This window comes from Pseudonocardia sp. ZF1 (assembly GCF_056835605.1).
The window spans coordinates 2,848,584-2,873,190 of sequence record NZ_JAJNBY010000001.1; the positions used below are offsets into that span (position 1 = coordinate 2,848,584).

Sequence of the window (24,607 nt, forward strand, 5' to 3'; positions counted from 1 at the left end):
CAAATGTTCGAGCGACGGGCGGTGCGGTCCGCGACCGTGACCGCGGCACTCGCCGTACTGCTGGCGGTCGCGCTCGTGGGCTCGCTCGCGTTCGGCGCCGAGGTCCTCCCCGTCGCGAAGGTCGTCGACGCGGTGCTGCACGACCGGCCCGGCCCCGTCTCGACGATCGTCCGGGACCTGCGGATGCCGCGCTCGCTGCTCGCCGCGATCGTCGGCGCGGGCCTCGCGCTCGCCGGCGCCGGGGTGCAGACCCTCGTGCGCAACCCGCTCGCCGACCCCTACCTGCTCGGGGTGTCCTCCGGCGCGAGCGTCGGCGCCACGGCCGTCATCACCACCGGGGTGCTGGGTGCGCTCGGCACCTGGGCGCTGTTCACCGGCGCGCTCCTCGGGGCCCTCGCGGCCGGGGCACTGGTCGGGGCGATCGCCGTCGCCCAGGGCGGGCTCACCCCGATCCGGCTGATCCTCACCGGCACCGTGCTCGGCTCGGCGTTCTCGGCGACGGCGAGCTACCTGGTGTTCCGTTCCGGTGACCCGGCCGCCGCCCAGTCCGTGCTGTTCTGGCTGCTGGGGAGCCTGTCCGGGGCGCAGTGGGACCGGGTCGCGGTGCCGGCGGTGACCGTGGCGCTCCTGCTGGTGCTGCTCGTGGCGTTCAGCGGCTGGCTCGACGCGCTCACCGCCGGGCCCGACACCGCGGCCGCACTCGGCGTGCCGGTGACCGCCGCCCGGACCGCGCTGTTCACCGTGTGCGCGGTCGCGGTCGGCGTGCTCGTCGCGGTGTCCGGGGCGATCGGCTTCGTCGGCCTGGTCGTGCCGCACCTGGCCCGGCTGCTCGTCGGGTCCCGGCACCGGGTGCTGCTGCCGGTGACCGCGCTGGGCGGCGCGCTGTTCCTGCTCGTCGTCGACGTCGCCGCCCGGATCGCGGTGCGGCCCACCGAGATGCCGCTGAGCGTGGTCACCGGGCTGATCGGCGCCCCGGTGTTCCTGATCCTGATGGGCCGCCGCCGCTACCGGACCGCCGGGAGCCTGGCGTGAGCCTGCGTGCCGAGGGGCTCACCTGCGTGCTGGGCGGCCGCACCGTCCTGACCGGGATCGACCTCGCCGTCGAGCCGGGGGAGGTGCTCGGCGTCGTCGGGCCCAACGGCAGCGGCAAGTCCACCCTGCTGCGCGCCCTCGCGGGGATCCGCGGGCCCGCCGCGGGGCGCGTACTGCTCGACGGCACCCCGCTGACCGCGCTGCGGGCCCGGCAGCGGGCCCGGCGGATCGCGTTCGTCGGCCAGGAGGAGGACCTGCCGCCCGACCTGTGCGCCGGGGAGGTCGTCGCGCTCGGTCTGGTGCCGCACCGGCCGCCGTGGGCGGGCGGCGACGCGGTCGAGCGGGCCGCGGTCACCGCGGCGCTGGCCGCGGTCGAGCTCGACGGGCTCGCCGACCGCCCGGTCGACCGGCTCTCCGGCGGTGAGCGGCGCCGGGTGCTGCTCGCCCGCGGCCTCGCCCAGGACGCCGGTGTCCTGCTGCTCGACGAGCCCACCAACCACCTCGACGTCCGGCACGCACTGGGCCTGCTGGAGCTGGTCCGGTCGCTGCGCCGGACCGTGGTGGTGAGCCTGCACGACCTCGACCTGGCCGACCGCTGGTGCGACCGCCTCGTCGTCCTGCACGACGGCCGGGCCCTCCCGGCCGTGTCCGACCTCGACCCCGACACCGTCTCTCGGGTCTTCGGGGTCGCCGCCGCCCGTGTCACGCATCCGGTGACCGGGCGGTCCCGCCTCGTGTTCGACTCGCTCAGGGAGAGCTCGTGACCCGTCCGCTACGCCTGTCCGCCGTCCTCGCCGCGGGGGTGGTCGCCCTCGCCGCCTGCTCGGCGCCCGCCCCGGCACCCGCCGCAGCCGGTGACCCCGCCGGCACGGTCACCGTGCAGAACTGCGGTGCCCCCGCGCAGTTCCCGGCGCCGGCGCAGCGCCTGTTCGTCAACGACGGCAACATGATCTCGATGGTCCTGGCGCTCGGCGCCCAGGACCGGGTCACCGCGGTGTCGAGCATGCAGCGCGACGCCGACACGCTGCGCCGCCACCACGGTGCCGCCGTCGACGGCCTGGCGCAGGCCGCGCCGGAGTACCCGACGCTGGAGACCGTCCTGGCCCGCGACCCCGACGTGATGGTCGCCGGCTGGAACTACGGCTACGGCGAGGAGAAGAACCTCACCCCGGCCCGGCTGCGGGAGCAGGGCATCGCCCCGTACGTGCTGACCGAGTCCTGCCGCCAGGCCGACGGGCAGAGCGCCCGCGGCATCGTCGACCCCTGGACGGCGCTGCGCGACGACCTGCACAACCTCGGCACCATCACCGGGCACACCGCCGACGCCGACCGTGTCGTCGCCGACCTCGACACCCGGCTCGACGCGCTGGGGAAGGCGCCGGAGGCCGCGACACCGCCGACGGTGTTCCTGTTCGACAGCGGCACCGACACGCCCTTCTCCAGCGGCCGGTTCGGCGCCCCGCAGGCGATCATGGAGGCGGCCGGGGCACGCAACGCGCTCTCCGACGTCGACGACACCTGGACCAGGGTCTCGTGGGAGCGGGTCGCGACGGCGCAGCCCGCCGCGTTCCTGTTCGTCGACTACCCGCCGCAGACCTTCGCCGAGAAGGTCGCGGTCCTCAAGAGCCGTCCCGACACCCGCGACCTGCCCGCGGTGAGGGAGAACCGGTTCCTGAACCTGCCCTACGCCCTGTGGACCTCGGGCCCGCTCAACGTCGACGCCGCCGAGCAGGTCCGGGCGGCGCTGGAGCGCTGGAACCTGGTGCCCGCCTCCGGCCTGACCCCGGAGTCCGACGACGTGCCCCGCAACTGAGCGCGGACCGGCCGGTCAGGTGATCGTGATGCCGCCGTCGACGGCCCAGGTCTGGCCGGTGACGTAGCCACCGGCGTCGGAGGCGAGGAACAGCACGGCCGCCGTCAGCTCCTCCGGGTCGCCCTTGCGGCCCATCGGGATCCGCTCGGTCATCCGCTCCAGGTAGCCGTCCTGGTACTGGTCGGTCATCTCGGAGGCGAAGAACCCGGGCGCGACCGCGTTGACCCGGATGCCCCGGCGGCCGGTCCACTGCTGGGCCAGGTCCCGGGTCAGGCCGACGATCGCCGCCTTGGACGCGGAGTAGGCCGCCTGCGGCAGCGACGCGGTGGTGAGCCCGAGGATCGAGGAGATGTTGACGATGCTCGACCCGGGCGCCATGTGGGCGGCGCAGGCCTGCGCCATCCAGTAGGAGCCGTTGAGGTTCACGTCGACGACGCTGGTGAACTGCTCCGGGGTCTCCTTCAGGGCGGGCACCGCGGTGCCGACGCCGGCGTTGTTGACCAGCACGTCGAGCCGGCCGAACTCGTCGACGGCGGCCTGCGCCAGGGCCCGGCAGTCCTCCGGCTCCGCCACGTCGGTGGCGACGGCCACCGCCCGCCGCCCGGCCGCCTCGACCAGCGCCACGGTGTCAGCCAGCTTCTCGGCCCGCCGCGCCCCCAGCACGAGGTCAGCGCCGGCCTCGGCGAGGCCCTTGGCGAAGGCCACGCCCAGGCCGGAGGAGGCGCCGGTGACGACGGCGACCCTGCCGTCCAGTCGGAATCGCTCGATCACGCTCACCCGGCGACCCTAACCCGGATCAGCCGCCGAGCTTCTCCGCGAGCTGCGGGACGAGCCGCTCCAGGGCGAACGGCGCGGACAGGACGGAGTTGTAGGTCATCGCGCCGCGGGTGTCGGCGTCGGGGACGATCATGTCGCCGCGGGCCACGACCGGGACCTGGCGCAGGACCGGGTCGGAGTAGACCTGCTGCTTCGCGGCGCCCTCGTCGGCCAGCATCACCAGGACGTCGCCGTCGAGCAGGCCGGCCTGCTCGGAGGAGACCTCGACGTAGAAGCTCTGCCGATCGTCGCGCTCGGCGATGGCCGGTGGCTGCGCGAAGCCGAGACCGGTCATGAACTGGCCGCGGGCGTCGGCGGCGGTGAAGGCGCCGTACATGCCGTCGAAGGGCAGCACCGTCGCCCCGACCTTCCCGCGGAACTGCGGGTGCGCGGTGACGGCGTCGGCGAACGCGGCGTCGGCGGTCCGGACCAGCTCCTCGCCGCGAGCGGTCTCACCCAGCGCGGTCGCGACGGCGCGCATCTGGTCGGTGCGGCTCACCCCGAACGCGATGGAGCCCGCGGGACGGGCGACGACCGGCGCGATCGCGGTCAGCCGGTCGTAGGCGGCCCGGTCGATGCCCGAGGACAGCGCGATGATCACGTCCGGGCGCAGCGCGGCGATCCGTTCCAGATTCGGCTCGGGCTCGGTGAGCACCTGCGGTGCCTCACCCTGCACGAGCCCGCGGGCCCACGGACCCAGCCCGCCGGTCTCCTGGTAGAAGGTGTAGGAGGCGACCGCGACCGGGGTCGTTCCCAGGGCGAGGACGGGGTCGGCGTCGGTGACGCCGAGGGCGATGACCCGCTGTGGGCGGGCGGGGATCTCCGCGGCGCCGAAGGCGTGGTCGATGCGGACGGGGAACGCGCCGTCGGCGGTGGACGGGGCGTCCGTCGGGCCGGGACCGCCGGACGTACAGGCGGTGAGCAGGCCCACGAGGGCCAGCAGGAGGATCAGTCGTCGATGCACATCGGGACAATAACCGAGGCTAACCTAACCCGAAATGTCCGGAAGATCCCGCCGCGGCGCGTTCGCACCGGCCGACGCGTCGCGGACCGGTGCGAACGCGCGGGCTCAGCCGCGCGGGCGGCGCTTGCGGGCCACGACGGCCCGGTAGAGCAGCGGGTCGCGACTGGTCGCGAGCCGGTGCCGGTAGACGGTCGACCCGAGCTCCTCGAGCTCGCCGGACGCCAGCATCGAGGAGATGAGACCGGCGAACCCGGAGGTGTCGCCGTCGCTCAGGAAGTCGTCCCGCAGGGTGATCGCGACGAAGCCGTCGACCGCGACCATGTCGAACGCGGCGCGGAACGCCGCGGGCGGGATGTCGCCGAAGCCGAGCGCGGCGACGCAGGTCAGGGCGTCGAAACCGCCCGCGGCGATGGTCTCGGTGGTCTCCTCGTCCAGGTCGGTGAGGTCCACGACGTGGTAGTCGTCGTAGACCCCCGGGCGGTCCCGCTCGGCGGCCTCGCGGGCCTCGGGGAGGATGTCGATCCCCACCACCTTGCCGACGCCGCGGGCACGCAGCTCCTCGGCGACGATGCCGTTGCCGGCGCCGACGTCGAGGACCCGCAGCCCGGACGGGTCGACGCCGACGGCGTCGAGCTGCTCGGCCAGCGCACCGGCCACCACGGCCGGGGACTGGCACTGCAGGATGTCGTAGAACAGCTTCTCGTAGAGGCCCGGGATCTTGAAGAGTTCGTCGTAGTCGTGGAAGCGGTACTCGGTCCACCCGTGTCCGAGGTCCAGCACGCAGTACTCCGCGTCCTGCTCGAACGAGGTCGTGGGTTCCGGCAGAGCAAGCCGGTAGGTCGGTTCGGAACGCTCGACGGCCATGAAAATCCTTCCTGGTCGGGAACGGACACCTCGACGCTAGTGCACCCGGCGCCTCCGAACGGGGGTGAGCGATGTCGCACGGGCCGCGATGTGACTCTGCGGTAGGTGGTGACACGATCGGCGGCGGGAGACACCCGGAGATCACCGTCGATCAGCGAGGAGAGACATGACCCAGCAGCAGAGGACCGCCGTCGTGACCGGTGGGGCGCGCGGCATCGGGGCCGCCACCGCGATCCGGCTCGCCGCCGACGGGCACAAGGTCGCGGTGCTGGACTTGGAGGAGTCGGCCGCGAAGGCCACCGTCGAGGCCATCGAGTCCGCCGGCGGGACCGCGGCCGCGTTCGGTGCGGACGTCGCCGACGAGCAGGCCGTCGCCGCGGCCGTCGCCGCGGTCACCGAGCGCCTCGGCGCCCCGACGGTGCTGATCAACAACGCCGGTATCACCAAGGACAACCTGCTGTTCAAGATGACCGTCGACGACTGGGACGCGGTCATGGGCGTGCACCTGCGCGGTGCGTTCCTGATGACCCGCGCGGTGCAGAAGCACATGGTCGACGCCGCCTGGGGCCGGGTCGTGAACCTCTCCTCGACCTCGGCGCTGGGCAACCGCGGCCAGGCGAACTACTCCGCGGCGAAGGCCGGCATGCAGGGCTTCACCAAGACCCTCGCGATCGAGCTCGGCAAGTTCGGCGTCACCGCGAACTGCATCGCCCCCGGCTTCATCGCCTCGGAGATGACCAAGGCGACCGCCGAGCGGATCGGCGTGGACTGGGAGGAGTTCAAGGCCGCCCGGGCCAAGGAGATCCCGGTGCAGCGCCCCGGCGCGCCCGAGGACATCGCCCAGACCGTGTCGTTCTTCGTCGACGAGCGCTCGTCGTTCGTCAGCGGCCAGGTCATCTACGTGGCCGGTGGCCCGAAGGCCTGACCCACCCACGACGAACGGGCCGGCTCCGCTGCTGCGGTGCCGGCCCGTCGGTCGTCGCGGGGGTCAGGAACTGCTGGTCATCGGCACGATCGCCCAGCCGGGGATGTCGTCCTGGCCGGAGACCGGCACGGCGTCCGCGGAGAAGTTGACGAGCAGCACCGAGCCGTCCGCCGCGCGGAAACCACCCAGCGACGAGCCGTCGGTCGCCCGGCCCAGCTCGACGGTGCCCTCACGGAGCCTGGGCACCAGCCAGCGCCACGCCTCGGTCAGCGGGGTCGGCTGACCGCCGTTCTCGTCGGTCGCGGGGGTCCACAGCGAGGAGTACTCGAGCGAGTTGCTGCCCTCGGGACCCCACAGCAGCGAGCCCTGGGTGCCGGAGCGGGCCATCGCCTGCAGGGCGGCGATCGTCGAGACCGCGCTGGCGGGGGAGGCGAAACCGGCCTGGGCGTCGGCGGGGACGTTGGCGTAGAACTCGGCCCACCAGATCGGGAGCTGCGTCCGTTCCTGGATCCAGCGGTCGATCACCGAGAACTTCTCGGCGCCGACGTCGACCGGTGAGATGGCGTCCTGCTGGCCGCGGTTGGTGGTGGAGCCGTCGACGACGATGAAGTCCGCCCCGACGTTGTTCTTCAGCCAGTAGTCCAGCACGTCCAGCGGCCGCTGGTCGAGCGCGCCCCAGGGGCCGCGGATGTCCGAGGCGTCGCCCGAGTCGACCGGGACGCTGCTCATCACCACGTACGGACCCCCGACCTGGACGTCGGGCCGGACGGACTTCACGGCCTGGTAGACCTGGTTGTAGAAGTTCGTGTAGCCCTCGTAGTCCCAGCGGTTCTCGGCCTGGTTGTAGAAGCCCTTGAGCTCGTTCCACACCAGGACGCGGTCGACCTGCGGGTAGCGCTGCACGGCCTCCCTGGCCAGGTTGGCGAAGTCGGCGAAGTGCTCGGGCAGCGGCGCCTTCTCGAGCCGGTCCCAGCGGGTGTCGCCGCTGTCGCGCGGCGCGCCCTTCATCCAGTCCGGGGAGCAGCACAGCGTCAGCATCGCCTTGCCACCGGTCTCCTCGGTGAGCTGCATCCGGCGGTCCAGCGAGCCCCACTCGAACTCACCGGGCCGGGGCTCGGGGTTCAGTGTGCCGAAGCCCATGAGGTGGTGGTTCTGGTACTCCTGCCCGAGGCTCGACAGGATGTCGACGCCGCGCTGGCGGGCCTGCGCGGGCTCGGTGTCGTCGAGGCTGTCCTGGGTGTGGGTCACCCCGATCTCCATCGGGCCCGGCTGCTTGTCCCAGCGCCAGCCGTTCAGGTCGACGGCCTTCGCGGAGGCCTCCAGCGCCGACGACGGCACGGTGTCACCGGTGGTGGTGCCGCCGCCGGTCCCCGAGGTGCAGGCGGCGAGGGCCAGGACCCCCGCGAGCAGCAGGGCCAGGGCCGGGGTCCGGCGCAGGCCGGGCCGGAACCGGGGGGTCCGCGACGGGGACCTCGGTCCGGACGTCGTCGGGGAGGGACGGCGTGACGCTCGCACGGGCTGGTGACCTCACGTTCTGACCGGACGCGGCGCCGGGCGGATGCCGTGGCGCGCGCGGGCTCGTACTGACTCCTGCACTCCTGCGCGGGACGGTGTCCCGGCGAGGTGCTCCCAGCGTGTCAGGGGGCTCCTGTGACCCGACTGAGAGAACCTCGCGAACGCCCGGAGCCGGCCGGGGCCCGCTATCGGACGTTCGGAGCAGAGTAGGGCCGCGGTTCGCGAGGGCCGCACGCAGCCCCGCTGCGCAGGTGAACCCTCTTGTCGCGCAGCGTGTACACCCGGTCGGCCCGCGGCAGCACCGCCGGGTCGTGGGTGATGACGAGCACGGCCCGGCCCGCCGCGGCGGCGAGCAGGTCGTCGAGGACGGCGTCGCGGGTGTCCGGGTCGAGGTGCGCGGTGGGCTCGTCGAGCACCAGCACCGCGGGGTCGACGAGCAGCGCGCGGGCCAGCGCGAGCCGTCGCCGCATCCCGCCCGAGAGCCGGGCGCCGTGCGCGCCGACCTCGTCGTCGAGGGCCAGGCCGGCGAGCCCGACCCGGCGCAGGACGTCGATGAGGTGGGCGTCGTCGGCGTCGGGGGCGGCCAGGCGCAGGTTCTCCCGGACCGTCGAGTCGAACACGTGCGGGTCGGCGGGTACCCCGGAGACCACCGCACGGACCTCGTCGGGCGGGCGCAGGGCCAGGTCGTGCCCGTCGAGCCGGACCGACCCCGCGCGCGGGTCGAGGAACCGGAACAGCACCGCGGCCAGCGTCGACTTGCCCGACCCGCTGGCACCGACCAGCGCCACGACCTCCCCGCGTCCGACGTCGAGGTCCGCCCCGTGCAGGACGGTGCGGCCGCGCCCGTCCGGTCCCGGCCCGGGCCAGGCGGCGGTGAGCCCGCGGACCTGCAGGTCACCGCGGCGCGGCAGCGGCCCCGGCCCCGGGTCGCGGTGCACGACGGCGGGTGCGGCGTCGAGCACCGGCACCAGCCGGGCCAGCCCGGCGCGGACCGCGGCGAGCCGCGCCGCGGCGGCCGGGAGCGGCGCGACGATCTCGAACGCGGCCAGCGCGGTCAGCACCAGCACGGCCAGCGGGACCGCGCCCAGGGCGCCGGCGTCGACGGCGGCGACGCCCAGCAGCAGCGTCCCGGCCAGGGTGAGCCCGGCGACCAGGGCGCCGGACCCCGCGCCGAGGCCGAGCAGTGCGGCGTCGCGGCGGGCGGTGCGGGTCAGCTCGGCGTCGGCGTGGGCGACCGCGTCGACGGCGTGGCCGGTCGCGCCGTGGGCCAGCAGCTCCGGACCCCCGTCGAGCAGGTCGACCAGGGCGGTCGCGAGCCGGTCCCGGGCGACGCCGGCGCGCTCGGCGGGCCGCCGCGACAGCGCCGCGGCCAGCGCGGGCACCGCGACCCCGGCGAGCAGCAGCCCGGCGGCGAGCAGCGCCCCGCCGGGGAGGTACAGCGCGGTGGCGAGCAGCACCGCACCGGACCCTGCGACCCCGGCCGCGACGACCGGCAGCACCCCGCGCACCACCAGGTCCTGCACCGAGTCGGTGTCGCCGACCAGCCGGGCGACCAGCTCGCCGGACCGGAACCGGCGCACCGGCTCGGTGGCGGCGAGCCGGGCGTAGACGCGGCCGCGCATGTCCGACAGCGCGCGCAGCGCGGCGTCGTGCCCGACCAGCCGCTCGGCGTAGCGGGCCACCCCGCGTCCGACGCCGAGGGCACGGGTCAGCACCACGGCGACCGACAGCGCCGTCACCGACGGGTGCTGGGCGGCGGTGGCGAGCAGCCAGGCGGCCAGCGACAGCAGCCCGGCGCCGCAGGCGGTGGCGAGCGCGCCGAGCAGCGCCCCGCCGACGACGCCGCGCAGCCGGGGCGCCAGCACGCTGCGGGCGAGCGACCAGGGGCTCATCGCGGGCCTCCGGCGGGTGTGGTCGCGACCGGGGTGATCGTGACGGTGCGGTCGGTGTGCTCGGCCCAGCCCGCGTCGTGCGCGACGACGACCGCGGTGCGTCCGCGGAGCAGCTCGGCGGCCGCGGTGCGGACCGCGTCGGCGGAGTCGGGGTCGAGGTGCGCGGTCGGCTCGTCGAGCAGGACCAGCGGGGCGTCGCGCAGGAACGCCCTGGCCAGCGCGACCCGCTGCCGCTCGCCCGACGACAGCTGCGCGCCGCCCTCGCCGAGCACGGTGTCCCAGCCGTGCGGCAGCCGGGCGACGACGGCGTCGAGCCCGGCCCGGCGTGCGGCCGCCCGCACGGCGTCGTCGGTGACGCCCGCGTGGTCCCGCCCGGCGCCGAGCCGGACGTTGGCGGCGACGGTGTCGGCGAACAGGTGCGGCTGCTGCGGCACCCAGGCCACCCCGCGGCGCCAGGCGTCGAGGTCCAGGTCCGCGAGGTCGGCGCCGGTGCCGTCGCGGCCGTGCACGGTGACGGTGCCGCCGGTCGGGGCGACCATGCCGAGCAGCACGCCGAGCAGGGTGGACTTCCCGGCCCCGGACGGGCCGCGCAGCAGCACCGTCTCCCCGGGGGCGAGGTCCAGCGACAGCCCGGCGACGGCGTCGGCGTCCGCGCCGGGGTAGCGCACCCGCAGCCCGTCGACGGTCAGGCCGCGGCCCGCCGGGTCGGCCGCCGGCACCGGTGCGGTCCCGCCGGGCGCGCCGCCGGCCGGGCGGTCCAGCTCGGCGAACACCTGCCGGGCCGCGGCGACGCCCTCCATGCTGGCGTGGAACCGGGCACCGACCTCGCGCAGCGGCAGGTAGGCCTCCGGGGCCAGGACCAGCACGAACAGTGCGGTGGCGTAGTCGAGGTCCCCGTAGAGCAGCCGTAGCCCGACCTCGACCGCGACCAGGGCGACGGCGAGCGTCGCGAGGACCTCCAGCACGAACGCGGACAGGAACGCGACCCGCAGGGTGCCGGTCATGGCGTGCCGGTGGGCGTCGGTCGTCTCCCGGACCTTGCCCGCGACGACCTGCGCGCGGCGGAACAGCGCGAGCGTCGGCAGCCCCTGCACGACGTCGAGGAAGTGCCCGCCGAGACGGGACAGCAGCCGCCACTGGCGGTCGGTGCGGGCCCGGGTGTGCATCCCGACCAGGGCCATGAACAGCGGGATCAGCGGCAGTGTGACGGCGATGACGACCGCGGAGATCCAGTCCGCGTCGGCGACGACGACCAGCACCGCGACCGGGACCAGCACCGCGAGCACCAGCTGGGGAAGGTAGCGGGCGAAGTAGTCGTCGAGGGCGTCGAGGCCGCGGGTGGCCAGGGTGACGATCTCACCGGAGGACCGCCGCGGGTCCGGTGCGGCGAGCGCGAGCCGGCGCACGAGCTGCATCCGCAGCTGGGACTTGGCGCGGGCGGCGCTGCGCAGCGCCGCGGACTCCGCGCCGTAGGACAGCAGCGCCCGCGCCACCGCGACGACGGCGACGCCCCCGACGAGCCAGGCCAGGGTGTCGAGCCCGGCACCCGGCCCGGTGCGTGCGCCGTCGAGGCCGAACGACGGCGTCGCCCCGGCCACCACCCGCGACACCAGCCAGGCCTGGGCGAGGATCAGCCCGGTCGCGGCGACCCCGCAGACCGCGGCGACGGCCAGGTGCACCCGGACCGCGCTCGCCGTGCGCAGCAGCCGGGGGTCGACCGGCGGGCCGCCCGCGGGCGGCGCCCCGGCGGTGGCGGACGGGGTGGACACGGTCGTCATCGTGGGGCCGGTACCGCGGTGTCACCAGTGTCGGAGGTCCCGGCCGGGGCGACCCGCGCCCCGCCGAGGCGGCGGCGGAACACCCAGTAGCTCCAGGACTGGTAGCCGAGCACCAGCGGCAGGAACACGGCCGCGATCCAGGACATGACGCCGAGCGTGTACGGCGCGGACGCCGCGTTCGCGACGGTCAGGGTGTGCGCGGGGTCGGTCGTCGAGGGCAGCAGCGTCGGGTACAGCTGGCCGAACAGCACGACCGACAGCCCGCCGATCGCGAGCGCGGTGGCAGTGAACGCCCACCCCTCGCGGCCGGCCAGCAGCGCCACCCCGGCCGCGGCGAGGGCCGCGCCGGAGACCCAGGCGACCGTGGTGGTCCAGGACGGCTCGCGCAGCGCGAGCGTCGCGGCCAGGAACGCGACGGTCACCAGCAGCACCGGGGCCACCGCGCGCAGCGCGAACCGCCGCGCCCGGTACCGCACCGGCCCGTCGGTCTTCAGTGCCAGGAACACCGCGCCGTGCAGCAGGAACAGCGCCGTGGTGACGACGCCGCCGAGCAGCGCGTAGCCGTTCAGCAGGTCCCCGAGCGACGCGGTGACCACGGTGTTCTGCCCGCTGCCGGGGGCACTGAGCACGGTGGGCAGGCCACGGACCAGGTTCGCGAGGACCATGCCCCACACGAACGCCGGCACCAGCGACCCGAGACCGATCAACAGGTCCCAGCGGGCCTTCCACGGCGGGTCGGAGCGCTTGTGCCGGTACTCCAGCCCGACCCCGCGCACGATCAGGCCCAGCAGGACCAGCAGCACCGGCAGGTAGAGGCCCGACAGCATGGCGGCGTACCAGGCGGGGAACGCGGCGAACATCGCGCCGACGGCGGCGATCAGCCACACCTCGTTGCCGTCCCACACCGGGCCGATCGCGCCGAGGGCGGCCTCGCGGTCGTCCTCGGCGTCGCGGCCCAGGACGCGGACCAGCATCCCGACGCCGAAGTCGAACCCCTCGAGCACCAGGTAGCCGGTCCACAGCACGGCCACGGCCAGGAACCAGATCGTGGGCAGGTCCATCGTCGTCCCTCCGGGGTCAGTAGCTGAACGCCGCGGGGCGGCGCTCGGCGTCGGTGTCGGCGTCGTCGGCGGGGTCGGGCGGGGCCGCGGGGGCGGCGGGTCCGGCGGCGACGTAGCGGAACAGCAGCCGCACCTCGACGACGGCGAGGATCCCGTAGAGCGCGGTGAACGCGGCCAGGGAGAACGCGACCTGGCCCAGGCTCACTCCGGGGGACACGCTCTGCGCGGTGAGCAGCTCGCCGTGCACCGTCCAGGGCTGGCGGCCCATCTCGGTCAGCACCCAGCCGGCGATGTTCCCCGCCAGCGCCGCGGGCAGCGCGGCGACCACACCCCGGTAGGCCCACCGCGACAGCCGCCCGGCCGGAGCCGGTGCGCCGTCGCGGGTGAAGCCGGGCAGCCGGCCGCCGCGGGTCAGCCAGAGCCCGGCCGTCGCGACCGCGACCCCGGCCAGGCCGAGGCCCATCATCAGCCGGAACGCCCAGTAGAGGACGGCGATGTTGGGCCGGTAGTCCCCGGGCCCGTAGAGCGCCTCGTACTGCGCCTGCACGTTCTCGATGCCGTGCACCGGACCCCACGGGCTGCCGGTGGCCAGGAAGCTCAGGACACCGGGGATCTGCACGTTGACGTGGTTGCGGCTGCCCTGGACGTCGCCGACGGCGAACAGCGAGAACCCGGCCGACTCCTCGGTCTGCCACAACGCCTCGGCCGAGGCGAGCTTCATCGGTTCGTAGGTGGCGGCCAGCTTGGCCTGGTGGTCACCGGAGGCGATGACCAGCACCCCGGCCACGAGGGTGACGAGGAACCCGGTGCGCAGGGTCTTCCGGAACAGGGTGTGCTCGCTCGGGTGCGGCGCCCGGTCGCCGGGACGGCTCCAGCGTTCGCGCATCAGCTTCCAGGAGCTCACCGCGGCGACGAACAGCCCCGCGATCAGGAACGCCGCGGCGACGACGTGGGTGTAGGTCGACCAGGCCTGCGGGTTGGTCAGCACGGCGCCGATGTCGGTGAGCCGGGCCCGTCCGGTGGCGCGGTCGACCTCGTAGCCGACCGGGTTCCGCATCCACGCGTTCGCCGCGAGGATGAAGTACGCCGAGAGGTTGGACCCGATCGCCGCGGCCCAGATGCAGGCCAGGTGCACGCCCTTCCGCAGCCGGTCCCATCCGAAGATCCACAGCCCGATGAAGGTGGACTCCAGGAAGAAGGCGATGAGCGCCTCCATCGCCAGCGGTGCGCCGAACACGTCGCCGACGAAGGTGGAGTAGGCGCTCCAGTTCATCCCGAACTGGAACTCCTGCACGATCCCGGTGACCACGCCCATCGCGAAGTTGATCAGGAACAGCTTCCCGAAGAATTTCGTGGCGCGGAGGTACTCCTCCCGGCCCGTGCGGAACCAGGCGGTCTGCAGCGACGCGACGATCACCGACAGGCCGATGGTCAGCGGCACGAACAGGAAGTGGTAGATCGTGGTGATCCCGAACTGCCAGCGGGCCAGGTCGAGCGCGTCCATCCGGACCTCCCGAGCGAAGTTCTACGTCCAGTAGTAGTTCTACCGTAAGTAGAAGATCAGTGGGGGGTCGGACCCGGTGGCCCTGGACACGCGGGTCGCCGCGGAGGCGCTCAGCCGCCGGTGCGCGGGTCGAAGGCGCCGTGCTCGCGCAGCACGTCGAGCACCTGCGGCAGGTCGGCGAAGGCCCGTTCGACGTCGGCCGGGGCGGCGACGCGGTGTGCGTTCGCCTCGACGTAGGCGCGGACCGCGGCGTCGAAGCGCTGCGCGCCGACGGCGTCGCGACCCGCGAACAGCGCGGCGGCACCCTGGTCGTAGACGCCGTCGACGAGGTCGGTGAACCCGCCGCGGGAGTCCCAGAACGACATGGGGGCGCCGATCGGGCCCGCGACGTCGCCGGGCCCGAAGCTGCCGATCCGGTACAGGTCGCGCTGGTCGGCCACCAGGGCCTGGGCCCAGGTCGTGAACGCCTCGTCCAGCCACGGGTCGCGGGCCTGGTCGTTGCCGACCAGCGCGTAGAACCAGGAGTGGGCGATCTCGTGCGCGGCCAGCGACGGGCGGGTGGCGTCGTCGACGTCGCCGAACTGCAGGTGGGTCGGGAACTCGACGCCGTCGCTCTGGGTGGGCACGACCGTCAGCCACAGGTCCGGGTACGGGTAGGGCCCCAGGAGCCGTTCCAGGGCGGGCAGGAAGCGGGCGACGTCGCCCTGCCAGTCCTGCGCGGAGCCGCGGAGCTCACCGCCGCGCCGGGCGCCGGCGCGGCCCGCGGTGGGCAGCGCGACGTGCACCCTCGTGGCGCCGACCGTGGACTCGGTGACCTCGTAGGCGCCGACGGCGACCGCGACGTCGCGGACCGCGTCGGCGGCGAAGGTGCGGGTGAGCCGCCCGCCGCCGGCGTCGCGGGTGCCGGTGGCGGTCCCGACCCCGACGACCTGCTGGTCCGCCGCCGCGGTGACGGCGAGCGAGGCGAGCCGGTAGTCCTCGGCGACGACGGTCTCGCCGGACATCCGCACCGCGGGGGTGCGGACCCAGCCGCGGCCGCGGACCCAGTCCAGCACCGGCAGCGGACTGCCGAGCCAGGCGGTGCCCGCCGACGGGGAGTGGCCGATGCGTTCGGTGGAGTCCTCGCCGAGGGTGAGGGTGAACCCGAGCTGCGCGGTGACGGTGGTGCCCGCGTCGACGCAGGACGGCAGCGGCAGCTCGACGAGCGTGCCGGGCGCGCCGTCCGGGGCGCCCGCCTGCTCGGTGCGCGGGGTGACCGGGATGCCGTCGACGCTCGCGTCGGTGACCCGGGACGAGCCGCCGCCGGAGACGACGGTGGGCCGGTTGGTCCAGAGCCGGAAGACCAGCTCGCAGATCCGGGCGTCGGGGGTGAAGCGGACGGTCTGGCGGCCGGTGGCCGAGGACAGGTCCGGCGCGAGGTCCAGCGACGCGTCGACGACCGGGCGCTGCGGCGACGGGGCTGCCCGCTCGACCCGCGGCACGCCGGCCGCGCAGCCTCCCAGCACGGCCAGGACGACGGCGACGCCGACGAGGGCACGGCGCCGCCGGGTCAGGTCGATCATGACGGCGAGGCTATCCGTGGTGCCCGCGGGCGGCGAACGGCGTGCGGCACCGCCCGGCTACGCCACCCGATCGCGGGCCCGGCCGCGCAGCCGGTCCCGGACGGCGTGCGCGGGCGCCGACACGACGGTCTCCAGGGGACCGCGCCCGACCGCGCGCCGCCAGGCCAGCCCGATCCCGACCGCGACGGCGACCTGCCACAGGTAGCCCTCCCAGGGGCCCAGGTCGTCGAGCGGGGAGTTCATGAACAGGATCGAGCCGACGTAGAGGGTCAGCGTCATCGACCCGGCTGCGGCGAGCGGGCGCAGCAGGTGCCCCAGCAGCGGCCCGGCACCGCGGGCGGTGACCGAGGCCAGGAGCAGGACCGCGCCGAGCACGGCGAGCGCGGACCCGGTGGTCTGGACGACGTCGAGCGGCGTGCCCGAGTGCGGCGCGACGGTCGCGAGCCACCACCACGTCGAGGTGGGGGTGACGCCGTCGGGGTAGCCGGTGACGGCATCGGCGATCGTCGGCGCGCTGTCGAGGATCTCCGGCGGGCTCACCGCGGCGATCGCGGCGTACCCGCCGCCCGGGCCGAGCAGCCACATCGACAGTCCGGTGGCCGCCGTCGCCGCGACGACGCCGCCGGCCAGCAGCGCCGCCGCCGTGCGCCGGTCCGAGAGCCGCAGCCGTCCGACCACGATCCCGACCGCCATGTAGGCGAGCCAGACCACCGCCGGGTAGGCGCCGGTCAGGGTCAGCTCCGACAGCAGCGCGCCGGGGTCGGTGACGAGGTCGAGCACCGAGGGGTTGCCGAGGTCGGGCACCGGCAGGAACGGGCGCACCAGGTGCGATCCGACCGGTATCCCGAGACCCAGCAGCACCGCGAGCGGCGCGAGGACCCGGGTCGGCAGCGCGACCAGCGGTATCGCGAGCAGGAACGCGATCGCGTAGTAGGGGAGGATGAGCGCCGCGATCGACGGGTCGGTCCAGCTCAGGGCCAGTGCCAGCACCATCAGGACGCCGGCGCGGGTGGCGAGCATCGCCGCCGTGGCGCGCAGGTCGGGGGTGCGGACCCGGGCGCGCCCGGTCATGAACGCGAACGAGACCCCGGCGAGGACGGCGAACAGCGCCGCGGAGCGGCCGCCGAACACGAGGTAGCTGGGCGTGGGGGTGCCGTCGTCGGTGGCCTCGACGAGGGCGTGCACGGCGATGATGCCGAGCAGCGCGATCCCGCGGGTGGCGTCGACGCCGAGCAGGCGCGAGGCGCGCTCGCGGGGCGGCGCGGGTTCCGGCGCGGCCGGGGGAGCCGGGTCCGGGGCGGGCGTGGCCCGGGTGGTGGCCGGGAGCACGGTGGTGGTCCCCGTGGTGTCCGGTGGTGCGGACGGGGTGCGCAGGGTCCGCGCGGGTGCCGACGGGGCAGGCGGGGGACCCGCGGTGCGGGGGGCCGGGACGGCGACGGTCGTCGCGGGCGCGGTGCCGGGCGGACCGGACGGCCGGCGCGGCCGGCTCGCGGTCCGGGTGGCGGCGGCGTCCGGCCGTCCCTCCGGGGCGCGGTGGGTGCCGGTGCCGGTCCGCCGGGGCGCGCCCGGTACGGGGACGAGGGCGGGCGCCGGCGGACGGGGCGGCGCGGGGCGGTCGGCGCCGCGGCGGTGGCTGCCGGGCGGTTGCGGTCGGGTCATGTCAGAACCTCGTCGATCAGCTGGTGCCCGAGGTCGCGGGCGTCGGCCGGGGGCAGCCCGGCGTCGGCGAACCAGTCGGGTCCGGCCTCGGGATGCGGGCCGACGACGCCGACCCGGCCGTGCCCGAACGGGGTCACGGCGGCGGCGACGAGCCCGTCGGGGTAGCGGGCGAGGACGGTCCCGGAGTCGAGCAGGAAGTGCGGGCCGTCCTGGAAGAACAGGGTGCGGTCGCGGCCGCGCCAGTCGAGCCGGACCAGGGCGTCGCCGTCGTGGCCGACGGTGGCGCCGGGGGAGTCGATCCAGCGGTCGGTGTCGCCGGGCAGCAGGCCGAACCCGGGGGTGGCCCCGGCCAGGTAGCCGCCCAGGCAGAACCCGAGGTAGCGGCCGCCGTCGCCGACCCAGTCGCGCAGCGGGCCGGCCGCGGGCCGCATCGTGCGCCACGCCGCGGACAGGGTGCCGCCGCCGGGCTGGGCGTAGAGCGTCGCGCGGGCGAGGGTGTCCGCGGTGAGCGGGAGCCGTTCGCGCGGGCCGGTGTAGTGCACGTCGAACCCGTGCCGCGAGGACGCCAGCAGTGCCGCCACCGACTCCGCGCACCCCGTCGGCCGCGACGCCGGTCCGCGGTAGACCAGCGCCACCGGGCGGTCGCCGGCGGAGGGGGCCGGGCCGCGGCGGCCGAGCAGTCGCCCGAACGGGCTCACCGCGGGCCCGGCCCGGAGCGGGCGGAACGGTGGTCGCGCGGCTGCGGCACCGGGGGCGGTGCCGTCCCCGGTCCCGGCCGGGGCGGCACGGCGGGGAGGGTCCGTGCGGTGCGTTCCGCGGACCGCGCCGCGGGGACCGGGACGCGTGCGGCGGTACCTGCTCCGGTGGTCGCTCCCCCGTCGCCCGCACCGACGACCGCGCCGGCGCCATCGTCGGGGCCCGCGGCGGCGTGGCGGTGCCGCGCACGGGGCGTGCTGCCCGGCCGGGCGGGGGCACGGCGGTCGTGCCCGGCGCCGGCGGGCCCGGTCCCGGGGGCACCGGCCGAGCCGGCGGCACCCGCGCGGTGCCGGCCGGTGCTGCCGCGGCGCGGGGCCTGGCGCCCGGCCAGGACCGAGCGCATCCGCAGCGTGCGGCCCGGGTCGTCGGTCCCCTGCAACCGGGTGAGGACCATCGTGCGCTCCGGGTCGACGGCCGCGACCCGCACGGTCCCGGCCACGGTCTCCGGCGCCGCGGCGGGCTGCACGGCGGGCAGCACGGCAGGCGGCACGGCCGGTGCCGCGTCGGCCGGTGCGGCGTCGGGCACCGCGCGGGCGGTGATGCCCCGGTACCGGGAGCCGGGCGGCAGGTGCTCGCCTTTCATCACCAGCGACAGCGGGTCGAGCCGCGCCCCGGCGCCGACCACGGCGTCGTAGAGCACGATCGCCCGGTCCCCGACCGACGCGCCGTCCGCGACCGACACCGTCGACATCTTCATGACCCGGTCCTCGAACAGGTGGGTCTGCAGCGACACGTCCCGCCCGACGACGGCGTCGTCCCCGATCTCCACCAGGTCGTACTCGGTGAGGTAGGTCGTCGACACGCAGGTCCGCCGCCCGATCCGGGCGCCGAGCAGCCGCAGCATCGGCGGCAGCAACGGGGTCCCGGACAGCATGCTCAGCAGCCCGGGCACCGCGGAGGCCTCGTAGAGTCCGGTGACGAACTCCGAGCGGCGCACGAACCGGCTCCACAGCGGCTCGGTCCGCGGCCGGTAGGTGCCCACGACCAGCCACTTCACCGCTGCGACCAGCAGGACCAGCGCGAGCGCCGAGGCGAGCGCCAGCACCGGTGCCGCGAGCACGACCTGCCACGCGGCGCCGGTGCGGGCCACGCCGGACAGGCCCTGCAGGAACAGGTAGATCGACACCGAGATCGCCGAGGCGGGCAGCGTGGCCCGGAGGAACTCGATGCCGAGCCGCTCCGCGACGCGGCGCCGTGAGGGCGTGAACGTCAGCGACTCCGGGTGGTCCCCGGAGTCCTGGCGCACCGGCAGGTGCATCGCCGGGGACCCCAGCCAGGTGGTGTCGTGCGGCACGCCCGACGCCGGGGGCACCGTCGCGACGCCGATCAGCGACTCGTCGCCGAGCGTCGACCCGGCCGGGACGACGGCGGCGTTCCCGACGAACGCGCGCCGCCCCACCAGCGTCGGACGGCGGACCATCCAGCCGTTGTGGAACGTCGCGCTGCCCACGCTCGCCATGTCCGCGACGAAGCTGCCCTGGGAGATCGTCAGCATCTCCGGGTCGATGTGCGAGGCGGTGGACACCTCCGCGCCGCGCCCGATCCGGGCGCCGAGCAGCCGCAGCCAGCCGACCGTGTAGAGCGTCGAGTACAGCGAGTTGGTGTAGGTCAGGCTCATCTCGAGGAGCTTGTCGCCGAACCACTTGCGCAGCCCCAGCGCGGAGCGCGCCGGGAAGACCCCGGGCCCGGTGCGGGGCGCGACGGCCCACCGGCCGACGGCCACCAGCACGCACACCGTCACCACGAACACCGGCCCGACCAGGGCGGCGACGAGCAGGGCGGGGCCGTCGCCGAACAGCAGCAGCGACGACCACACCAGCAGCACCGCCGGGACCAGCGCCAGCAGCGACACCAGCTCCAGCGCGACGATCCCGGCCAGCGCGGCCGCCCGCTGCGGCCGCGTCCAGGACGGTGCCGGGCCGCGTTCGGTCAGCTCGGCGACCGCGGCGTCGGCGGCGTCGGGCACCGCGGGGGACCCGGCCCAGTGCTCGGCGGGCGGCACCACCTGGTCCGCGGCGAGCGCGGACTGCTCCCCGACGACGGCGTCCGCGCCGACCACCGCACCCGGTTCGACGACCGCGCTGGCGCCGACGTGGGCGCCCTCGCCGACCGCGATCGGGGCGACGGTCACCCAGCCGTCGGCCAGCGTCCAGGGCCGCAGCGCGGCGCCGTAGCCGACGGTGGCGCCGTCGTCGATCCGCAGCAGCGCGGGCATCGACAGCACCGAGGTGCCCAGGTGCACGTCGCGGCCCACGGTGGCGCCGAGCATCCGCAGGTAGGCCGGGGCGAGCGGACCGCCGGACAGCACCGGCAGCGGTGACATCGACAGCAGCAGGTCCGCGGCCCACAGGCGCAGGTGCACCCGTCCCCACATGGGGTAGCGGCCGGGTGCGACCCGGGCGGTGAGCGCGCGCACCGCGAGCGGGGCGAGCAGCCAACGCTGCAGCAGGAAGATCGCGGTGGCGCCGAGGGCGAGCTGGGCCAGCACGTCCGGGGCGACCCGGCCGCCGTGCCAGGCGTACACCCCGGCCGCGGGCAGGGTCATGACCAGCATCAGCACGAACAGCGCGGCGCCCTGCGCGGTCCCGGCGGCGGAGTAGCGGCGCCGCGAGTGGCGCAGCGGCTCCGGGCGCGGTGGCGGGGGCACGGAGCCGTCGCCGCCGTCGCCCGCCGCGTCGGGGTCCAGTGCCGCGGCCAGGCCGCGGACCGTCGGGTGCTCGTACAGGTCGCGCACCGCGGGGGAGCGGCCGACGCCGCGCTCGCGCAGCAGGGTCACCAGCCGCGCGGCGAGCAGCGAGTGCCCGCCGAGCTCGTCGAAGAAGTCGGCGGTGACCGAGACCTGGCCGGCGTCGAGCGCCAGCACCTCGGCGAGCACCGCCCGGACCCCGGTCTCCAGCTCCGTCGACGGCTCGACGTGCGGGCCGTGGGTCACCACGATCCGCGGCCCGGACGGGGCCGGCAGCTTCGGCCGGTCGACCTTGCCGCTGGGCATCATCGGCAGCGCGTCGAGCACCTCGAGGTAGCCCGGCACCATGTACTCGGGCAGCCGGGTCCGCAGCAGCTCGTGCAGCGCCGCCCGGTCCACCGGCCCGCCCGGCCCGGCGGCCGGGACGACGTAGACGGTGAGCTCCTCGCCCGTGCCGTCGTCGGTCCTCGCGACCGCGGCCACGGCGCTCTCCACGTCGGCGTGCTCCAGGGCGACGGTCTCGATCTCGCCCAGGTCGACGCGGTGCCCGCGGATCTTGACCTCGTCGTCGGCGCGGCCCAGGTAGACGATCTCTCCGTGCTCGTCGAACCGGGCGAGGTCACCGGTGCGGTAGAGCCGCCCGTCGCCGTTCGCGGGCGCCGCGGGGTGGCGGACGAACCGGTCGGCGGTCTTCTCCGGCAGGTTGACGTAGCCGATGCCGACCCCGGGGCCGCCGATGCAGAGCTCGCCGACCTCGCCGCGGGGGACCTCGCGCAGGGTGTCGTCGAGGATCACCGCGGAGTAGGTCGGCACCGGGCGCCCGATCGTGACCGGCTTCCCCGGGTGCAGCTCGCCCCAGGTGCAGGTCACGGTGGTCTCGGTGGGGCCGTAGGTGTTGAGCATCCGCCGCCCGGGGCGCGCCCAGCGCTCCACCAGGCCGGCCGGGCAGGCCTCGCCGCCGACGAGCAGGGTGCGCAGCGCGGGCAGCTCCCGCGGGATCGTCGCCAGCAGGGTCGGCACGCAGCACAGCACGGTGACGCCGGTGCCGGCGAGGAAGTCGCCCAGCTCCGCGCCGATCCGGCGCGAGTCCGTCGGCCCGACCACCAGCGTCGCCCCGGCCGCGAAGGTCGGCCAGATCTCCTCGATCGAGAAGTCGAAGGAGATGGTCATGCCCTGGTAGACGCGGTCGTGCGGGCGGACGTCGTAGACGCGGGTGATGACGTGCACGAAGTTGCAGATGCTCGGGTGGGCGATCGCGACGCCCTTGGGTCGCCCGCTGGAGCCCGAGGTGTAGATGATGTAGGCCAGCGGCGCCGGGTCCGGGTCGGGGGCGACCGGGGCGAGCGGGTGACGGGGGAGTGCGGCGACGGCGTCGACGCAGGTGTCGAGCAGCACCAGCCCGGGCGTGGGCAGCTCGCCCGCCAGGTCCGAGGTGGTGACCAGCAGGTCCAGCCCGGCGTCGTCGCGGATGTAGCCGACCCGGTCCGCCGGGGCGGCCGGGTCGATCGGGACGAACGCGGCGCCGGTCTTGCCGATCGCCAGCAGCACCGCGTAGGTCCGCCAGGTCCGGTGCAGCAGGATCCCGACGCGCCGGCCCGGGCCCGCGCCGAGCCCGGCCAGGTGGCGGGCGAGCTGGTTCGCGCGCGCGTCCAGCTCGGCGTAGGTCAGCTCCAGGCCGCCGTCCTGCAGCGCGACCGCCCGTGGTGTCCGGGCGACCGTGGCCTCGAAGAACCGGTGCAGGCGGTCCGGGTGTCGCGCGGGCGCACCGGCCGGGGCCGGGTGCGCCACGGCGACCCCCGCGCGGGGCGGGGACATCGTCACGTGCCGTCATCTCCCTACACGGCGACGGAACGCTTCCCCCGGTCCAGTGGGGAGCTCCCTGTGGGTTCAGGGGTACGGACCGGTGAGGCCGCCGTGGTCCCCCGTGACATCGCCACGGGGGAGGGGCCTGTTACGGCGAGCGAGTAGGCGATAGGTGCTCAGTTTTACGGAGTGTGGCCGCTCACAGGTGGTGCTGCCCCAGCCGGGGCCTGCGGGTCCTCCGTCCGGCTCAGTCAGGCGACGGCGAGCGTGCGGCGGAGGAAGTCCACCTGTGCGGTCACGGACCGCTCGAACATCGCGCCGAGGTAGATGTCGAAGTGCCCGCACGGCAGCTCCAGCACCTCCGAGCCCGCCCCGGCCCGCGCGGCCACCGCGCGCACCGACGCCGGCGGCGCGATCGAGTCCCGCGCCGCGACGACGACGAGGATCGGCGCCCGCAGCCGCGCCGCCGCCGTCACCGGGCGGTTCAGCGGGATCCGCAGCGCGCCCCGGGCCCGCATGGTGTTGCGGAACCCGGGCCCGGTGATCGAGGAGTAGCCGCTCTCGGCGTCGTGCGAGGTGATCGCCGCGGTCGACCCGGGCGGTCCGAACACCGCGATCCGGTGCGGCGGGCGTCCGAGCAGCCCGGCGGCGGCGTCGCGCAGCCCGTGCCCGGTGAGGCGGGCCAGCTGCCCGGGTCCGGCGTAGCGCAGGATCTCCAGCAGCGCGGCGGTCCCGTCCATCGCCGCACCCTGGGAGATCACCGCGGCGACCCGGCCGTCGCGGGCGGCGACCGGGACGACGTGCCCGCCGGAGTACGAGCTGCCCCACAGCACGATCCGCTCGGGGTCCACGCCGGGCAGCGTGCGGGCGTGCGCGATCGCGGCGTGGTAGTCGGCGCGGTGCCTGCCGTGGTGGACGTCCTGGTCCAGACGGGGATCGCCGGTGCCGTCCGAGGCGCCGAACCCGCGGTAGTCGAACACGAGCACCGCGCAGCCCGCAGCGGCGAAACGCTGCGCGAAGGGCAGCAGCCCGGAGTCGCGGGTGGCGCCGAAGCCGTGCGCCATGACCACGCAGGGGCGGCCGCGGTCGTTCGCGAGCGCGTCGCCGACCGGGGCGAGGTGCCAGGCCGCACAGCGCAGCCCGCCGCTCGGGAACGACGTCTCGGCGGGGGTGACGGTCATCGTCGGCTCCTGCGGTGCGCGGGCGGGGCGGCGTCATCCTGCCGCACCCCCGCGGCGGGCCGCAGGGTCAGGCCCCGGTCGGGCCGAACTGCTCGATCCGGATCGCGTGGTAGGGGACCCCGGCGGCGGCGAGCAGGTCGGCCGCGGCGGCGGCGAAGGCGGGGGAGCCGCACACGAACGCGGTCTCCCCGCCGCGGACGAGCGGGGCCAGGTCGTCGAGGGTGAGCCGGCCCGCCGGGCGGACCGCGCCGGGTGGGGCGGTCCGGGTGAACACCGTGGTGACCGGGGGCCCGGTGAGCTCCTCGCCGTAGAACAGGTCGTCGGGGGTGCGGACCGAGACCAGCATCCGGACCAGGTCGGGACGGCCGGTGGCGCGGGCGTGGCGCAGCATCGCGGCCAGCGGGACCTGACCGGAGCCGCCGCCGACCAGCAGCGCGGGGGAGACCCCGTCCCAGGCGAACCGGCCGCCGACCGGGCCGCGGACCTCCAGCACGTCCCCGACGACGACGACGTCGTGCAGGAACTCCGACACCTCACCGTCGTCGAGACGTTCGACGGTCAGCGCGATCTCCGGCCGCCCGTCGGGAGCGGAGGCCACCGAGTAGCTGCGCTGTGCGGTGTAGCCGTCCTCGGCGGTCAGGCGCAGCACGTAGTACTGGCCCGGCAGGTGCGTGGCGGGCTCGGCCAGGCCGAGCCGGAACGTCCGCACCCCCGGGGCCTCGTCGTGCACCGACAGCACGGTCGCGGTCTGCCAGCGCAGGGTCCGGCGGGGCGTGGTGGCCGGGGTGGTGTCCAC

General features: G+C 75.7%; 18 protein-coding genes. 4 read left to right on the forward strand and 14 right to left on the reverse strand.

Annotation, left to right across the window (positions count from 1 at the left end):
* Positions 1-3 precede the first annotated feature (3 nt).
* Genes ZF1_RS13910 through ZF1_RS13920 form a run of 3 tightly spaced genes read left to right on the forward strand, consistent with a single transcriptional unit; the run spans position 4 to position 2,845 of the window.
* Positions 4-1,032: a FecCD family ABC transporter permease gene (locus tag ZF1_RS13910; RefSeq protein WP_476654774.1), complete on the forward strand. Its 1,029-nt coding sequence runs from the start codon at positions 4-6 to the stop codon at positions 1,030-1,032.
* Entirely contained in the window at positions 1,029-1,796 is a 768-nt protein-coding gene (locus tag ZF1_RS13915; RefSeq protein ID WP_251782709.1) for an ABC transporter ATP-binding protein, read from the forward strand. Before ZF1_RS13910 ends, ZF1_RS13915 begins: the two co-directional genes overlap by 4 nt.
* A complete protein-coding gene (locus ZF1_RS13920) occupies positions 1,793-2,845 on the forward strand; it encodes an ABC transporter substrate-binding protein (protein ID WP_482637463.1) in 1,053 nt (350 codons plus the stop codon). The genes ZF1_RS13915 and ZF1_RS13920 overlap by 4 nt, the downstream gene beginning before the upstream one ends.
* A gap of 15 nt (positions 2,846-2,860) precedes the next feature.
* Here ZF1_RS13920 and ZF1_RS13925 read toward each other — a convergent pair whose 3' ends face one another.
* The 3 genes from ZF1_RS13925 to ZF1_RS13935 all read right to left on the reverse strand — a co-directional run bounded on the left by ZF1_RS13925 (position 2,861) and on the right by ZF1_RS13935 (position 5,489).
* Positions 2,861-3,622, reverse strand: coding sequence for an SDR family NAD(P)-dependent oxidoreductase (locus tag ZF1_RS13925; RefSeq protein WP_226365196.1), 762 nt, complete (start codon positions 3,620-3,622; stop codon positions 2,861-2,863).
* A gap of 19 nt (positions 3,623-3,641) precedes the next feature.
* Entirely contained in the window at positions 3,642-4,508 is an 867-nt protein-coding gene (locus ZF1_RS13930) for an iron-siderophore ABC transporter substrate-binding protein (protein ID WP_482638703.1), read from the reverse strand.
* A 222-nt stretch (positions 4,509-4,730) separates the two neighbouring features.
* A complete protein-coding gene (locus ZF1_RS13935; protein ID WP_100877803.1) occupies positions 4,731-5,489 on the reverse strand; it encodes a class I SAM-dependent DNA methyltransferase in 759 nt (252 codons plus the stop codon).
* Between the two features lie 166 nt (positions 5,490-5,655).
* Between ZF1_RS13935 and fabG the strand changes: the two genes are divergently transcribed.
* Complete coding sequence (fabG, locus tag ZF1_RS13940) at positions 5,656-6,414, forward strand: 3-oxoacyl-ACP reductase FabG (protein WP_482637464.1); 759 nt, start codon at positions 5,656-5,658, stop codon at positions 6,412-6,414.
* A 63-nt stretch (positions 6,415-6,477) separates the two neighbouring features.
* Here fabG and ZF1_RS13945 read toward each other — a convergent pair whose 3' ends face one another.
* The 11 genes from ZF1_RS13945 to ZF1_RS13995 all read right to left on the reverse strand — a co-directional run bounded on the left by ZF1_RS13945 (position 6,478) and on the right by ZF1_RS13995 (position 24,607).
* Positions 6,478-7,929 (reverse strand): GH39 family glycosyl hydrolase, encoded by a 1,452-nt coding sequence (locus ZF1_RS13945; protein ID WP_482637465.1) that lies wholly within the window; start codon positions 7,927-7,929, stop codon positions 6,478-6,480.
* Positions 7,930-8,114: 185 nt separating this feature from the next.
* Positions 8,115-9,821, reverse strand: a complete 1,707-nt coding sequence (cydC, locus tag ZF1_RS13950; protein ID WP_482637466.1) for a thiol reductant ABC exporter subunit CydC — start codon at positions 9,819-9,821, stop codon at positions 8,115-8,117.
* Positions 9,818-11,590 carry a thiol reductant ABC exporter subunit CydD gene (cydD, locus tag ZF1_RS13955; protein WP_476654780.1) on the reverse strand — a complete coding sequence of 591 codons (1,773 nt, stop codon included), beginning with the start codon at positions 11,588-11,590 and terminating at the stop codon, positions 9,818-9,820. The genes cydC and cydD overlap by 4 nt, the downstream gene beginning before the upstream one ends.
* Before the next feature lie 5 nt (positions 11,591-11,595).
* Positions 11,596-12,660 carry a cytochrome d ubiquinol oxidase subunit II gene (gene cydB / locus ZF1_RS13960; RefSeq protein WP_476654782.1) on the reverse strand — a complete coding sequence of 355 codons (1,065 nt, stop codon included), beginning with the start codon at positions 12,658-12,660 and terminating at the stop codon, positions 11,596-11,598.
* Between the two features lie 16 nt (positions 12,661-12,676).
* A complete protein-coding gene (locus tag ZF1_RS13965) occupies positions 12,677-14,164 on the reverse strand; it encodes a cytochrome ubiquinol oxidase subunit I (protein ID WP_476654784.1) in 1,488 nt (495 codons plus the stop codon).
* A gap of 110 nt (positions 14,165-14,274) precedes the next feature.
* Positions 14,275-15,726, reverse strand: coding sequence for a M1 family aminopeptidase (locus ZF1_RS13970; protein WP_482637467.1), 1,452 nt, complete (start codon positions 15,724-15,726; stop codon positions 14,275-14,277).
* A 57-nt stretch (positions 15,727-15,783) separates the two neighbouring features.
* A complete protein-coding gene (locus tag ZF1_RS13975) occupies positions 15,784-17,385 on the reverse strand; it encodes a heparan-alpha-glucosaminide N-acetyltransferase domain-containing protein (protein WP_405417162.1) in 1,602 nt (533 codons plus the stop codon).
* A complete protein-coding gene (locus tag ZF1_RS13980; protein ID WP_482637468.1) occupies positions 17,382-18,083 on the reverse strand; it encodes a BPL-N domain-containing protein in 702 nt (233 codons plus the stop codon). The genes ZF1_RS13975 and ZF1_RS13980 overlap by 4 nt, the downstream gene beginning before the upstream one ends.
* Positions 18,080-22,642 carry a Pls/PosA family non-ribosomal peptide synthetase gene (locus ZF1_RS13985; protein ID WP_482638704.1) on the reverse strand — a complete coding sequence of 1,521 codons (4,563 nt, stop codon included), beginning with the start codon at positions 22,640-22,642 and terminating at the stop codon, positions 18,080-18,082. The genes ZF1_RS13980 and ZF1_RS13985 overlap by 4 nt, the downstream gene beginning before the upstream one ends.
* A gap of 239 nt (positions 22,643-22,881) precedes the next feature.
* Positions 22,882-23,811 carry an alpha/beta hydrolase gene (locus tag ZF1_RS13990; RefSeq protein ID WP_350590312.1) on the reverse strand — a complete coding sequence of 310 codons (930 nt, stop codon included), beginning with the start codon at positions 23,809-23,811 and terminating at the stop codon, positions 22,882-22,884.
* Positions 23,812-23,878: 67 nt separating this feature from the next.
* Complete coding sequence (locus ZF1_RS13995; protein WP_482637469.1) at positions 23,879-24,607, reverse strand: FAD-binding oxidoreductase; 729 nt, start codon at positions 24,605-24,607, stop codon at positions 23,879-23,881.

Excerpts from the sequence above, each read along its gene's own strand:
- ZF1_RS13935 (WP_100877803.1), bottom strand. The coding sequence starts at position 5,489 with ATGGCCGTCGAGCGTTCCGAACCGACCTACCGGCTTGCTCTGCCGGAA.
- ZF1_RS13965 (WP_476654784.1), bottom strand. The coding sequence starts at position 14,164 with ATGGACGCGCTCGACCTGGCCCGCTGGCAGTTCGGGATCACCACGATC.
- ZF1_RS13910 (WP_476654774.1), top strand. The coding sequence starts at position 4 with ATGTTCGAGCGACGGGCGGTGCGGTCCGCGACCGTGACCGCGGCACTC.
- ZF1_RS13990 (WP_350590312.1), bottom strand. The coding sequence starts at position 23,811 with ATGACCGTCACCCCCGCCGAGACGTCGTTCCCGAGCGGCGGGCTGCGC.
- cydB (WP_476654782.1), bottom strand. The coding sequence starts at position 12,660 with ATGGACCTGCCCACGATCTGGTTCCTGGCCGTGGCCGTGCTGTGGACC.
- ZF1_RS13985 (WP_482638704.1), bottom strand. The coding sequence starts at position 22,642 with ATGTCCCCGCCCCGCGCGGGGGTCGCCGTGGCGCACCCGGCCCCGGCC.
- cydC (WP_482637466.1), bottom strand. The coding sequence starts at position 9,821 with ATGAGCCCCTGGTCGCTCGCCCGCAGCGTGCTGGCGCCCCGGCTGCGC.
- fabG (WP_482637464.1), top strand. The coding sequence starts at position 5,656 with ATGACCCAGCAGCAGAGGACCGCCGTCGTGACCGGTGGGGCGCGCGGC.
- ZF1_RS13975 (WP_405417162.1), bottom strand. The coding sequence starts at position 17,385 with ATGACCCGACCGCAACCGCCCGGCAGCCACCGCCGCGGCGCCGACCGC.
- ZF1_RS13970 (WP_482637467.1), bottom strand. The coding sequence starts at position 15,726 with ATGATCGACCTGACCCGGCGGCGCCGTGCCCTCGTCGGCGTCGCCGTC.